15 protein-coding genes are annotated in these 12,031 nt (G+C 62.8%); 9 read left to right on the forward strand and 6 right to left on the reverse strand.

Going from position 1 to position 12,031, the window contains the following annotated elements:
* Positions 1-111 precede the first annotated feature (111 nt).
* Complete coding sequence (locus WA904_RS07760) at positions 112-435, forward strand: hypothetical protein (protein WP_425196551.1); 324 nt, start codon at positions 112-114, stop codon at positions 433-435.
* Here the strand turns inward: WA904_RS07760 and pgeF are convergent.
* Complete coding sequence (gene pgeF / locus WA904_RS07765) at positions 343-1,146, reverse strand: peptidoglycan editing factor PgeF (protein ID WP_425196552.1); 804 nt, start codon at positions 1,144-1,146, stop codon at positions 343-345. The genes WA904_RS07760 and pgeF overlap by 93 nt on opposite strands.
* Before the next feature lie 19 nt (positions 1,147-1,165).
* Positions 1,166-1,804, reverse strand: a complete 639-nt coding sequence (gene maiA / locus WA904_RS07770; RefSeq protein WP_425196553.1) for a maleylacetoacetate isomerase — start codon at positions 1,802-1,804, stop codon at positions 1,166-1,168.
* A gap of 272 nt (positions 1,805-2,076) precedes the next feature.
* On the opposite strand from maiA, the gene WA904_RS07775 reads away from it, so the two are divergent.
* The gene (locus WA904_RS07775) at positions 2,077-3,111 is read left to right on the forward strand and encodes an NADP-dependent oxidoreductase (protein WP_425196554.1); all 1,035 of its coding nucleotides are present in this window, start codon (positions 2,077-2,079) and stop codon (positions 3,109-3,111) included.
* A 31-nt stretch (positions 3,112-3,142) separates the two neighbouring features.
* Positions 3,143-3,763 (forward strand): hypothetical protein, encoded by a 621-nt coding sequence (locus tag WA904_RS07780; RefSeq protein WP_425196555.1) that lies wholly within the window; start codon positions 3,143-3,145, stop codon positions 3,761-3,763.
* A 21-nt stretch (positions 3,764-3,784) separates the two neighbouring features.
* Here WA904_RS07780 and WA904_RS07785 read toward each other — a convergent pair whose 3' ends face one another.
* Genes WA904_RS07785 through WA904_RS07795 form a run of 3 tightly spaced genes read right to left on the reverse strand, consistent with a single transcriptional unit; the run spans position 3,785 to position 5,494 of the window.
* Positions 3,785-4,090: an AzlD family protein gene (locus WA904_RS07785; protein WP_425196556.1), complete on the reverse strand. Its 306-nt coding sequence runs from the start codon at positions 4,088-4,090 to the stop codon at positions 3,785-3,787.
* On the reverse strand, positions 4,080-4,775 hold the full coding sequence (locus tag WA904_RS07790; protein WP_425196557.1) for an AzlC family ABC transporter permease: 696 nt from the start codon (positions 4,773-4,775) through the stop codon (positions 4,080-4,082). The genes WA904_RS07785 and WA904_RS07790 overlap by 11 nt, the downstream gene beginning before the upstream one ends.
* Positions 4,772-5,494, reverse strand: coding sequence for a GntR family transcriptional regulator (locus WA904_RS07795; RefSeq protein WP_425196558.1), 723 nt, complete (start codon positions 5,492-5,494; stop codon positions 4,772-4,774). The genes WA904_RS07790 and WA904_RS07795 overlap by 4 nt, the downstream gene beginning before the upstream one ends.
* Positions 5,495-5,548: 54 nt before the next feature.
* Between WA904_RS07795 and WA904_RS07800 the strand changes: the two genes are divergently transcribed.
* The 4 genes from WA904_RS07800 to WA904_RS07815 are packed head-to-tail and all read left to right on the forward strand — an operon-like array spanning position 5,549 to position 9,094.
* The gene (locus tag WA904_RS07800) at positions 5,549-6,934 is read left to right on the forward strand and encodes a Rieske 2Fe-2S domain-containing protein (protein WP_425196559.1); all 1,386 of its coding nucleotides are present in this window, start codon (positions 5,549-5,551) and stop codon (positions 6,932-6,934) included.
* Complete coding sequence (locus WA904_RS07805; RefSeq protein ID WP_425196560.1) at positions 6,931-8,415, forward strand: glutamine synthetase family protein; 1,485 nt, start codon at positions 6,931-6,933, stop codon at positions 8,413-8,415. The genes WA904_RS07800 and WA904_RS07805 overlap by 4 nt, the downstream gene beginning before the upstream one ends.
* 14 nt (positions 8,416-8,429) lie before the next feature.
* On the forward strand, positions 8,430-8,753 hold the full coding sequence (locus WA904_RS07810) for a 2Fe-2S iron-sulfur cluster-binding protein (protein ID WP_425196561.1): 324 nt from the start codon (positions 8,430-8,432) through the stop codon (positions 8,751-8,753).
* A gap of 38 nt (positions 8,754-8,791) precedes the next feature.
* Entirely contained in the window at positions 8,792-9,094 is a 303-nt protein-coding gene (locus WA904_RS07815; protein ID WP_425196562.1) for an antibiotic biosynthesis monooxygenase family protein, read from the forward strand.
* Between the two features lie 27 nt (positions 9,095-9,121).
* On the opposite strand, the gene WA904_RS07820 is transcribed toward WA904_RS07815, so the two are convergent.
* Positions 9,122-9,562: a MarR family winged helix-turn-helix transcriptional regulator gene (locus WA904_RS07820; RefSeq protein WP_425196563.1), complete on the reverse strand. Its 441-nt coding sequence runs from the start codon at positions 9,560-9,562 to the stop codon at positions 9,122-9,124.
* 143 nt (positions 9,563-9,705) lie between these two features.
* On the opposite strand from WA904_RS07820, the gene WA904_RS07825 reads away from it, so the two are divergent.
* A complete protein-coding gene (locus WA904_RS07825) occupies positions 9,706-10,899 on the forward strand; it encodes a 3-hydroxybenzoate 6-monooxygenase (RefSeq protein ID WP_425196564.1) in 1,194 nt (397 codons plus the stop codon).
* Positions 10,900-10,923: 24 nt separating this feature from the next.
* Positions 10,924-11,931, forward strand: coding sequence for a Bug family tripartite tricarboxylate transporter substrate binding protein (locus WA904_RS07830; protein WP_425196565.1), 1,008 nt, complete (start codon positions 10,924-10,926; stop codon positions 11,929-11,931).
* Positions 11,932-12,031 lie beyond the last annotated feature (100 nt).

Below are 12,031 nucleotides of genomic sequence, written 5' to 3' on the forward strand. Positions count from 1 at the left end.
GGTATCCGCAGGCTCTTGTTGTTCGGTCTGTATCGAGCTTTTATACCCGCAGCAGGTCTTGCCTAGTATCGTGGAAAACCTTTCCCTACCCGTGACGAAGCGCAAAGTTTTATGTATTTGATTGTCATTGCCTGGATGTACGTGGTGCTCATGATGAGTGTTGCCGAAGCCACCCATCCCACCGGCACCTTGCTCGGGGCAATGATCACCTTTGTACTCTACGGCGTGGGGCCTGTGGCATTGGTGGTTTACCTGATGCGTGCGCCGGCCAGGCGCAAGGCCATCAAGGCGCGCGAAGCGGCCGAGGCTGGGGCGTTGGCGCCCGGCACCTTTGAAGCGGAATCATTCGCGCCAGATGCAGGCCGCCATGCGGCCGGTGGTGTTGAAGCCGTTGCCGGAGACGCCAGCGTCGCGCCGGTGCGAAAAGAACCGTGAAGCATTGCCCACCGTGCACCATGGCGCGCTGCCGTCGTTGCCGTAAACCTGCGTGATACCCAACGCCTGCAGGCGCAGGCGTGCCAGGCCAGCGAGATCGGCCAGGTACTTGCCCGAAGCCAGCGCCGTGAAGCGGGCTGCCGCCCGCGGATCACCATCGACGAAGGCAGACCTGACCTCTGCGCCCACTTCAAACGCGGTCGGCCCGATGCAGGGGCCCAGCCACGCTATGGTATTGATAGCTGGTTGCGCCCGTCCTATAAGGGACAGAGCCCTGAAAGACTCATAAGTTTCTTCGAGAATGCCTCTGCCCTGCTTTCCCGCCAGCCCGCGCCAGCCGGCGTGGGCAGCGGCGACAGCTGCGCCGTCGGTGGTGCTGAACAGCACCGGCAGGCAGTCAGCCACCATGATGGTGCATGCAATGCCGCGCTGCCTTGTCGTGGCAGCGTCTGCCGGTTGTCCATGGGCGGTGTCGGCGCCAATAGCCAGCACAGCCGTGCCATGCACCTGCTGCAGGAAAACCGGGGTAGCCCCCATGGACTGGCCCAGCAGGGCGCGGTTGGCCGCGACCCGCTCCGGCACATCACCCACGTGGTCGCCCAGGTTCATGCTGTCATGCGGCACCGACGACGTGCCGCCGGCACGCGAGGTAAACAGGGCGCGCACACCGGCGGGCGCGGGCCAGTCGGGAATCAGCCAGTCGGGATGCAAGGTATTCCTCAGGCTGGGTTCAGGCCTCGTTGTCCGGGCAGGCTGAAGGCTGGGCTTTCTGGAAAGCGGGCAGCGCCATGCAGGCGTCGAAGGCTGCCATGGTCCGCGGCAACCCGTCAAAGTTCACGTCAAAACGCCTGGCATTGAAGATCTGCGGCACCAGGCAGCAGTCGGCCAAGGTGGGCGTGTTGCCGTAGCAATAAGTGGACGGCGGCAGCTGGTTCAGCTGGCGCTCGAAAGCCTCCAGTCCCTCGCGGCACCAGTGGCGGTACCAGGTGTTTTTGGCCTCTTCATCCACCTTGAGTTCCCGCACCAGGTACTTGAGCACACGCAGGTTGTTGATGGGGTGGATTTCGCAGGCGATCGACTGCGCCAGCGCGCGTACCTTGGCACGGCCCAGGGCGTCGGCTGGCAGGAGCGCCGGTGTCGGATGTTTTTCGTCCAGGTATTCAATGATGGCCATGGATTGCGACAGTTTTTCGCCATCGATTTCCAGCATGGGCACCAGGGTGTCCGCCGACAATTCGGCATAAGGCGGCTTTTTGTGGTCGCCTTTGGCGATGTGGACAGGAATGTATTCGTAGCTCAGGCCCTTCAGCTCCAGCGCAATGCGCACGCGGAAAGAAGCCGAAGAACGGAAATAGTTGTGAAGTTTCATGGCTGAAAGCATATCGGAAACGCTGAACAAATCCCCTTCGGCGTGCGATCACCCGGACTCGGGCGGCCTGCTGCGTTGAATTTCTTGCCAATAGGCAGCTATTGGCTGCGAACTCCGCCTTGCATCCCATCCCGATCCGGCCGCCGCGCATCCGCAAAGACCTGTTCAGCGTTTCCCGTCCCCACGTCGCGAATCGCCTGCGCGACTGACGCCCGGGCAGGCCGCCACTACCATTGCCGTTTTCTTGCCCGCCTACTTCCCCGGAGACACCCATGAGCGCCATCACCTCACTGACCAACCACCAGGTTCGCCTGGCCAGCCGCCCCGTCGGCCTGCCCACGCGTGATAACTGGAGCTTTACCACCGAGCCGGTGGCCGAACCCGGCCCAGGCGGCGTTCTTGTCAAAACCCTGAGCCTCTCGCTCGATCCGGCCATGCGCGGCTGGATGAATGAAGGCAAAAGTTATATCCCGCCGGTGGAAATTGGCGCCGTCATGCGCGCCGGAGGTCTCGGCAAGGTGATTGCCTCCAACAACCCGGCTTTTGCCGTGGGCGACTATGTCAATGCCGGGCTGGATGTGCAGGAATACTGCCTGATTCCGGAAGCCCAGATCAAGCGCAGCGGCATGTTCAAGATTGACCCGCGCATGGGCCTGACCTCCTGGCTCAACGTGTTGGGCATGCCCGGCATGACCGGCTACTTCGGCCTGATGGACGTAGGCCAGCCCAAGCCTGGCGAAACCGTGGTGGTGTCGGGCGCGGCCGGCGCAGTCGGCCAGACGGTCGGCCAGATCGCCAAACTCAAGGGCTGCCGCGTGGTCGGCATTGCCGGTGGCAAGGCCAAGTGCGACTGGGTCGTCAAGGAGCTCGGGTTCGACGCCTGCATCGACTACAAGGCGGGCGATGTGAAGGCCGGACTGAAGGAACATTGCCCCAAGGGTGTAGACATCTACTTCGACAACGTGGGTGGCGACATTCTCGACGCGGTGCTGACACGCATCACGCGCGGCGCCCGCATCATCATTTGCGGCGCCATCAGCCAGTACAACAACACCACACCCGTCAAGGGACCGGCCAATTACCTGTCGCTGCTGGTCAACCGTGCGCGCATGGAAGGCATCGTCGTGTTCGACTACGCCGACCGCTACCCCATAGCGATTGCCGAATTGGCCGCTTACCTGAAAGACGGCAAGATGAAAAGCAAGGAAGATGTGGTGGCAGGTCTGGAGAATTTCCCCGAAACCCTGCTCAAGCTCTTCAATGGCGAGAACTTCGGCAAGCTGGTGCTGCAGGTCGCCAAAGAGTAGCGATTCTTACAACCGCATTGCCTGTTCAAGCATGGCAAAATCCTCCCCGCTATTCCTACAAAAATCGGGCGGAGGACACTATGAAATTTGGGCTTTACTTTCTACTGGCGGTATTCAGCAGCGTTGCCATGGGGCAAGCAAAAACTCGGCCGGCAACAGAGGCAGATTTTATTGGGTATTGGCGCATCGTGCTGATTGCGAACGACAAGACTGGAAGCAGGCACAAGAACGAAGACATGGGTTACGCCGATCCCTGCCAGTTTTTATTCACCAGCCAAACGGCACCTGGTACAACATCTCGGTGAACAACATGGCCGGACGGGAAGAAAGTCTCCGGCAGTACCCGACGTCCAAAGCCGCGATTGATGTGACCTTGTTTCCCCAGTCATCGGTAAGTCCACCAAGGTTCAGCTGGGTCAAGGTCCGGAGCCAGGATGGTTTGTTCTTTGTTCAGGACAACAGCGTCACCGATCCCAAGGCAACCAAAGCGCTGCTGTGGAAAGCAGACTACGTGCTGGAAAACACGCCCGCCGTTGCAACAATCGGATTCGATCTCATCAAAGGCGACATGATCATGCAACGCACTGCGAGCGCCGGCGGAAACAATCTTGTCGTGGTGTGGCCCATGGTCTTGCGTCCCGTCCCTCACTGACAGAAACGACGCGGAATCCCTTCAGCCCAGAGCCCAGCGCGCAACAGCCACTGTCGCCGCGCCGGCCACCGCAGCCGCCAGGTCGTTGCGCACCAGCTTCATCACCAGCCCCACGGCCAACAGGGCCAGCAACTCGGGCAACTTGCCCGAGGTGGCCGCCGGCGTCACGATGCCGACCATCACCGAGAGCGGAATGGCCTTGAGTGCGGCCTCCACCCGCGGCGTGATGCGCACATAACCCATGAGCAGGAAGCCGCTGATGCGGCAGGCGAATGAGGCCAGCGCCATGCCGGCCAGCGCCAGCAGGAAAGTGCTTTCAACGGCCATGGCGCCACGCTCCCATCAAACCGCCTGCAAGCCCTGCCCCGACGATGTACCAGGCACCAGGCAACAGACGATGCAACAGCAGCGCCACCAGGCCTGCGGCGATGGCCGGCCACCAGTCTGGCTTGCCGCGCCACAGCACCATGCCGATGGCTGCGGCAAACGCCACCAGCATGAAGTCCAGACCGAAGGCCGCGGGGTTGGGCACATTGCCGGCCAGCAGGTGGCCCACCAGCGTGCCGCCCAGCCAGGGCACAAACATGGCGACGCCGGAGCCCAGCACATACCCCGCGTCGCGGTAGCCGGTTTCGTACTCGCGCATGGCCATGGCCCAGCTGCCGTCACCCAGGAAAAACAGCGAGCCCCAGCTCTGATGGCGCGGCAGGCCGGCCAGCCACGGCTGGATGGCCGCGCCGTAAAGCACATAACGCGCATTCATGACCAGGATGGTGACGATGACCGGCGTGATCACGGCCGTCGCCGTCCAGCCCTGCAGCGCCGCCAGCTGCGCACTGCCCGAATAAACCACGGCACTCATGAGCATGGCCTGCAGCCAGGACATGCCGCGCTCGCTGGCCAGCACGCCGAACACCATGGCGTAAAGAATCACCCCGGGTGCGAGCACCTGGGCGGCGAAAAAGCCGCGGCGTACGCCGGCGGCCGTAAAACTCACAGCGTTGGTAGTCAACGTCCCACCACCAGGCGTATGGCCGGCAACACGCGCTCGGTTTCGGCCCGGCGTTCCAGCGCCATGCGCATGTTCATCTGGGCCACCTCGGTGTGCTCGATGGCCAGCGCCTGCGCGCGCGCGCCCTCGCCCGCCTTGAGTGCGGCAAACAGCATGTGGTGCTGGCGGTGCGCGTACAGCATCCAGTCGCGGTCCAGTGTGACCGTACCCTGCATGGGCAGCATCGCGGAGGCGGGCGCAAACGGCAGCTTGTCGTTGAGCGTCACAGCACGCTGCAAGGCCCGGTTGCCGCATGCTTGCAGCACCAGCGCATGAAAACGGTCGTTCATGGCCGCGTAGGCTGCGTAGCTTTCGTAGGTGAGCGGGTTGGCTGCAAGAACGCTGTCTCCTTCATCGAGGCAAGCCTGCAGATCTGCCTGCAGCTGGCGCGACACGCCGTGTTCAGCCACCAGGCGCGCCGCCATGCCTTCCAGATGGCCACGCACGGCAATCGCATCGGCCACCTCGCGCGGCGTGAACTGGCGCACCAGAAATTTGCCGGTCTCGTTGGCTTCAACTAGCCCTTCCTGCTCCAGCGTGACCAGCGCGGCACGCACAGGCGTGCGGGAAGCACCCAGGCGCTCGGCGAGTTGCTGCTCGGCCAGGCGCTGGCCGGGCCCGAATTCGCCGCGCAGAATCAGGTCCCGCAACTGGATCAACACCGTCTCTTGCAAGCTCATGGATAGAAATGTACACTGAATTTAAATTTCGGTATACCGTTTTTAGGATGAACCATGAATGCAGAACAGAACGAGCTGATTACCCGGACTGGCCCCGGCACACCCTGCGGCGCCCTGCTGCGCAGCTACTGGCAGCCAGCGGCACTGGTGGACGAGTTCAACCCTGCGCTGGATCCACGCATGGACAAGCGCCCTGTCAAGGCTGTGCGCCTGATGGGGCAGGATTTCGTTCTGTTCAGGGACAACAAAGGCAACTACGGCCTGCTGGACCGCGACTGCCCGCACCGCGGTGCCGACCTGTCTTTCGGCCGTGCCGAGGGCGACGGCCTGCGTTGCCCGTTTCACGGCTGGAAGTTCGACGTATCGGGCCAATGCCTTGAAACACCGGCCGAACCTGCAGGCAGCAAGCTGTGCGAACGCGTGAAGCAGCGCAGCTACCCGGTGCTGGAAAAAAGCGGTGTTCTTTTCGCCTGGCTGGGCCCGGAAGGTTCGACCCCGCCACCCTTTTCCGCATTCGACTGCTTCAACGCGCCGGCCACCCACAGCTTTGCGTTCAAGGGTTTGTGGAATGCCAACTGGCTGCAGGCTTTCGAAGTCGGCATCGACCCGGCTCACCCTTCCTTTTTGCACCGCTTCCTTCAGGACGAGCCACTCGAAGACATCGGCCAGAACGCAGCCGGCAAGCAGTTTCGCAGCGCCAGTGCCGGCGCCATCGACGGCGAGCAGTGGCCGATGACGCGCATCATGCGTGAGTTTGCCCAACCAGAGATCAGCTTCGAGAACAAGCCCTGGGGCATGCAGCTCACCGCGCTGCGCCCCATGAACGACAAACTCACGCACGTGCGCGTGACCAACGCCATCTTCCCGGCCACTTTCGTCATTCCACTCTCGGAAACCATGACCATCACCCAGATGCATGTGCCGGTGGACGACACCCACACCTACTGGTATTCGTTTTTCACCAGTTTTGCCGGACCGCTGGACAAGGAGAGCATGCGTGCACAGCGCCAGCAGTTCATCTCGCTGCCCGACTACATTCCCAACGCGGGGCGCCACAACAATTGGGGCTTCAACGTCGAGGAACAGCGCACCCAGACCTACCTGGGCATGGGCGAGGAAGACATCAATGTGCACGACCAGTGGGCTGTTGAAAGCATGGGTGCGATTCAGGACCGCACGCGTGAGCACCTCGGTACCAGCGACAAGGTCATCATGGCTAACCGCCGGGTGCTGATCAAGGCGATTGCCACGGTGCAGGAAGGCGGCGTGGCGCCCGGCATTGCCAATGCTGCGCAGGCGGAACTCATGCGTGGCCCGGACACGGTGGACGGTATTGCGCCGGCCGGTCAATGGCCCGCCTGGTGGCAGGCGCAGGCGCGGGCCAAGCAGGAGAACGCACCCTGGACAACGAAGGACGCGAAGCAGGTTGCGAGCGCATGAGCAGCTTCGCCGAACAATGCGGCATACACGACGCTGCGCGCCGGAGCGCACTGAAACACACCGCACAGCTGATAGATGCCAGCGGCGTCGAACTCGTGCGTTTTGCCTGGTGCGACCTGCATGGGGCCTTGCGCGGCAAAACACTGGTCGCCGGTGCGGCTGCCCAGGCCATGCAGGACGGCGTGGGCATGGTCAGCACCCTGCTCCTGAAGGACACGTCGGACCGCACCGCCTTCAAGGTGTTCGAGGCAGGCGGCACGGCCGAGCTTCCGGGCTTTGAATTTGCGAGCAACCTGCTGCTGCTGGCAGACCCGGCGAGCTTCAAACAACTGCCGTGGGCGCCACGCACCGGCTGGGTCCAGGCCCAACCCTGGATGCAGGACGGCACCGCGGTCGGGCTGGACACGCGGCGCATTCTGCAGCGTGCGCTCGCACAGCTGGCAGAGGCGGGTTACGGCATGAAGTGCGGGCTGGAAATCGAATTTCATATCTACCGCATTACCAGCGACGGAGCCCAGGACCAGCTCGACCCGGAGCAGGCTGCCTGGCCCGGCTTGCCGCCCCAGGTCGCCATGATCCATCCCGGCTACAACCTCCTGGCGGAAAACTGTTTTGACATGGCAGAAGAGCCGCTGCGCATCGTTCAGCGCACGGCACAGGCGCTGGGCCTGCCCTTGCAGTCACTGGAAATCGAGCTCGGCCCCAGCCAGGTCGAAGCCGTCTTCGATGCGACCGACGCGCTCACGGCCGCCGACAACATGGTGCTGTTTCGCAGCGCGGTCAAGCAGGCGCTGCGCCGCGCCGGCTACCACGCCACCTTCATGTGCCGCCCACCCTTTCCCAACATCATGTCCAGTGGTTGGCATTTGCATCAGTCGCTGGTGGACCTGCAAACCGGCGCCAACCTGTTTCAGCGCGACACGCCGGCAAAAGGTACGCAACCCACCGACGCGCAATACACACTCTCCGGGCTTGGCGAGCATTACCTCGCCGGCCTGCTGGAACACGCACGCGGCATGACGGTTTTCTGCACACCAACGATCAACGGCTTTGGTCGCTTCCGGCCGAATGCGCTGGCACCCCAGTCGGTGCTGTGGGGCCGCGACAACCGTGGTGCCATGCTGCGCGTGGTGGGTCAGTGCCGGGACAGGGCCACACGCATTGAAAACCGCATCGGCGAGCCGGCCGCCAACCCCTATCTCTACCTGGCGTCGCAGATTCACGCCGGGCTGGATGGCATCCGGCGCAAGCTCAAGGCACCGGTGGCCACAGATGCACCCTACGGCGAGGCCGGCACCCGTATTCCAACCGGCCTGGGTGAAGCGCTGGCAGCGCTGCAAAATGACCCGGTGCTGGTGCAGGCATTTGGTGAAACATTCATCAACTACTTCACCCGCATCAAGCAGTCGGAGATCACGCGCCACGAACAGGCCGAAGACAAGGACGACTGGCAGCGGCGCGAATATTTCAGCCGCATCTGATTTTCAAGGGACCGATGATTACTATCAATTTCATAGCTACTGGCGCACAACCAATAAGGGCCAAAGGCAAAATCGGTCAAAGCCTGATGGAGGCGGCCGTGGCTGCGGGCATTGAAGGCATCGCCGCCGACTGCGGCGGGCTGCTCACCTGCGCCACCTGCCATGTGATGGTGTGCGAACCCTTTTCCAGCCAGTTGCCGGCCGTTACCGGCGAGGAGCAGGCCATGCTGGCTTTCACCGCGGTGCCGGCAGTGAAAGCCAGCCGGCTCAGTTGCCAGATCCGCCTGACCGCCGCGCTGGACGGTTTGACGGTAGAGTTGCCTGCCAGCCAATACTGATTCACTGACGGCCTCATTCCATCAAGCACAGGACAACCATGATTCTCGAACTCGCCGATATCCGCATTGCTCCCGGCCAGCAAGCCGCTTTTGACGAAGCCATCCAGCGCGGACTGCGCACTGTCATCCAGAACGCCAAGGGGTTCCAGGGCTTCAAGGTCAACAAGGGCATTGAAAACCCGGAGCGCTACATCCTGCAGATTTTCTGGGACACACTGGAAGACCACACCGTAGGTTTCCGCGAGTCACCGGCCTTTGCGCAGTGGCGCGCCATCGTCGGACCATTTTTTGCGAGCCCGCCGGTGGTCGAACACTTCACCCTGCTGGCCAAATCGGCATAGCAGCCGGGGGCAGCGGGCAAGCCAGGCTCAGGCCATGTCCTCGTGGCCGGCAATCAGCTTGCCGAGCAGTGCGCCAAGCTGCTTGCGCTCCTCGACCGTCAGCGGCCCAAGCAGGCGCGACTGGACCTTGTTGACGGCGCGCTTCATCCGCAGGGCCACTTTCTCGCCTTCCGGCGTCACCCACAGCAGTTTGCGCCGCTTGTCGGCCGGGTCCGCCTCGCGCCGCACCCAGCCTTTGGTTTCCAGCCGGCCGATCACCGAGCCGGAGGTCGCCGCATCAAATGCCACCCGGCCCGACAGCGTGACCTGGTCCTCGCCCGGGTCGTCCATCAGGGCGTTCAGGATGGCGAACTGCACCGGCGTCACGTCGAACCCGGCTGTCTCCTCCATGAAGAGGGCAATCGACAGCTGGTGGGCGCGCCGGATCTGGTGCCCGGGGGCCTCGCTGAAATTAAAGCTTTTTGGCATGGCCGGAGTTTAAGGGAGCGCTGACCACACGCCGCAGGGGACTTGTTCGGCGCTCCCCAGGTTCAGGGTATTTACCATGGCAGCAGATGATAAGTATACTTATCATCTGGTTGAAACCCCCTTTCAACAGGCCCTGAATCATCGTGACATCTCCCCACCCCATCCTCATCGCCGGCGGCGGCATAGGCGGCCTGGCCACCGCCCTGGTTCTGGCGCGGGACGGCCACGCCGTGACCGTGCTGGAGCAGGCCGCAAGCTTCGGCGAGATTGGTGCCGGTATCCAGCTCGGCCCGAACATTTTCAGGATGTTTGCCTGGCTGGGCCTGACCGACGTGGTCAGCAAGGTCTCGTTTTTCCCGCCAGGCATGGGCATGAACGACGTACGCACCGGCGAAAAAGTTGTGCGTGTGCCATTGGGCGACATGGCCCGCGCCACCTACGGTTTCCCGTACGGTGTGATTTACCGCGCCGACCTGCACCAGGTGTTTCTCGACGCATGCCGCGAGCTGCCCAACATCACGCTGCGCACTGAGGCCAGGCTCGAGTCGTTCGAGCAGACGGCGGACGAGGTACGCGTCCACCTGGCCAGCGGTGAAACACTGCCGGGCTCGGCGCTGATTGGTGCTGACGGACTGTGGAGCAAGGTGCGCGAAGCAGTGGTCGGCGACGGCAAGCCGCGGGTGTCCGGTCACATTGCCTACCGCGCCGTCCTGAAGCGCGAAGAGGTACCTGCCCATTTGTGGAGCGACGACGTGCTGCTCTGGGGAGGCGAGAAAACCCATCTGGTGCATTACCCGCTGCGCCGCGGCGAGCTGTTCAACCTTGTTGCGGTATTTCACAGCAGCAAGTACGACGAGGGCTGGAACACGTTTGGCGACACCGCTGAGCTGACAGAGCGCTTCAGCCATGCCTGCCCGCAGGTGCGGGAACTGCTGGAAAAAATACAGACCTGGAAGATGTGGGTGCTGTGTGACCGCGAACCGGTGAAGAACTGGACCGACCGGCGCGTTACGCTGCTCGGCGATGCAGCCCACCCGATGCTGCAGTACCTGGCCCAAGGCGCGGGGCAGGCCATCGAAGACGCCGTGGTGCTGCGTGAAGCCTTGCGTTTCACACGCGGCGACGTGCCGCTGGCTTTTCAGGAATACCAGCGGGCCAGGTACCTGCGCACCGGCAGGGTGCAGCTGACTGCACGTTTTTACGGCGATATCTACCATGCTGCAGGCGTCCAGCGCGAGCTGCGCAACCAGCTGTTTCAAAGCGGCAACGAAAGCGCGGGTTTTGCCGGCCTTCAATGGATGTACGACGGAATCGAGCCCGCAAAGCTGTTCAAATAAGCCCTTTCAATTTTGGAGAATCGCATGAAAGTTTTCAAACGCGCTACGCTTCTGATAGCTGTACTCGCATTACCCATGCTGGCTGCAGCCCAAAATGCACCGAAAAAACCGGCTGCCAAGGAAGCCGCGCCAGTGGTCACGAACTGGCCCACCCGGCCCGTCAAACTGCTTGTAGGTTTTCCCGGCGGCTCCACGCCCGACATGGCTGCACGCACACTGGCCGAGCCCCTGTCCCGCGCACTGGGCCAGCCGGTCATTGTTGAAAACCGTCCCGGTGCCTCGGGCAACATTGCCGCTGACCTGGTTTCCAAAGCCACTGACGATCACACGCTGGGCGTTGTGATCAATGGCAACCTGACCTCGGCCAAGATGCTGTATTCCAAGCTGCCCTACGACCCGGCCAAGGATTTCGCGCACATCTCGCTGCTGACGACCGCACCCCTGGTGCTGGTGGCTCCGGTGAACCAGCCATCGGGCAATGCCTTCTTCCTGGCGGCCCGCAACGGCGGCGACAAGTGGAACTACGGCTCGGTCGGCAACGGCTCGGTCGGCCACCTGGGCATGGAACTGCTCAAGTCCAGCGCCGGCAACCTCGCGGCCGTGCATATTCCCTACCAAGGCAACCCGCAAGTCGTCACCGCACTGCTCGGCGGCCAGATCCAGATGGCCCTGGTGCCACCCGGCATTGCCCTGCCGCAGATCAAGGCCGGCAAGCTCAAGGCCATCGGCCTGACTGCCGGGCGCAGTGCACTGGCGAGCGAGATCCCGTCGCTGGCCGAAGCGGAAGTGCGCAACTTCAACCTCGAAGTCTGGACAGCGCTGGTGGGCCCGGCCAGATTGTCCAAGGCCGCGCAGACCCGTCTCGCCCAGGAAGTGCCCCGCATCATCCGCGACAACGACACCCGCCAGAAACTGTTCAACCAGGGCTGGCAAGCCGTGGGCACTGCACCCGAGGGCCTGACCAGCCGCATCCGCAATGAAACGTCCATCATGGGCGGCATCATCGCCATACGTGGCATCAAAATCGAATGATGCCCCCACGGTTGCTCACTGCGTGTAATTCCCGAGGCCTTGCAGGCCGCGGCTCGCGAGACGCTTCGCCTCTGTCGCCTGTCCAAAGCTGCTCAAGCAG

The organism is Polaromonas sp. (assembly GCF_049790275.1).
GTDB lineage: Bacteria > Pseudomonadota > Gammaproteobacteria > Burkholderiales > Burkholderiaceae_C > Polaromonas.

Bases quoted from the DNA above. Each gene is read 5' to 3' on its own strand.
- WA904_RS07775 (WP_425196554.1), top strand. From the start codon at position 2,077: ATGAGCGCCATCACCTCACTGACCAACCACCAGGTTCGCCTGGCCAGC.
- WA904_RS07815 (WP_425196562.1), top strand. From the start codon at position 8,792: ATGATTCTCGAACTCGCCGATATCCGCATTGCTCCCGGCCAGCAAGCC.
- WA904_RS07785 (WP_425196556.1), bottom strand. From the start codon at position 4,090: ATGGCCGTTGAAAGCACTTTCCTGCTGGCGCTGGCCGGCATGGCGCTG.
- WA904_RS07800 (WP_425196559.1), top strand. From the start codon at position 5,549: ATGAATGCAGAACAGAACGAGCTGATTACCCGGACTGGCCCCGGCACA.
- WA904_RS07805 (WP_425196560.1), top strand. From the start codon at position 6,931: ATGAGCAGCTTCGCCGAACAATGCGGCATACACGACGCTGCGCGCCGG.
- WA904_RS07760 (WP_425196551.1), top strand. From the start codon at position 112: ATGTATTTGATTGTCATTGCCTGGATGTACGTGGTGCTCATGATGAGT.
- WA904_RS07795 (WP_425196558.1), bottom strand. From the start codon at position 5,494: ATGAGCTTGCAAGAGACGGTGTTGATCCAGTTGCGGGACCTGATTCTG.
- WA904_RS07810 (WP_425196561.1), top strand. From the start codon at position 8,430: ATGATTACTATCAATTTCATAGCTACTGGCGCACAACCAATAAGGGCC.
- maiA (WP_425196553.1), bottom strand. From the start codon at position 1,804: ATGAAACTTCACAACTATTTCCGTTCTTCGGCTTCTTTCCGCGTGCGC.
- WA904_RS07830 (WP_425196565.1), top strand. From the start codon at position 10,924: ATGAAAGTTTTCAAACGCGCTACGCTTCTGATAGCTGTACTCGCATTA.
- WA904_RS07780 (WP_425196555.1), top strand. From the start codon at position 3,143: ATGGCAAAATCCTCCCCGCTATTCCTACAAAAATCGGGCGGAGGACAC.
- WA904_RS07820 (WP_425196563.1), bottom strand. From the start codon at position 9,562: ATGCCAAAAAGCTTTAATTTCAGCGAGGCCCCCGGGCACCAGATCCGG.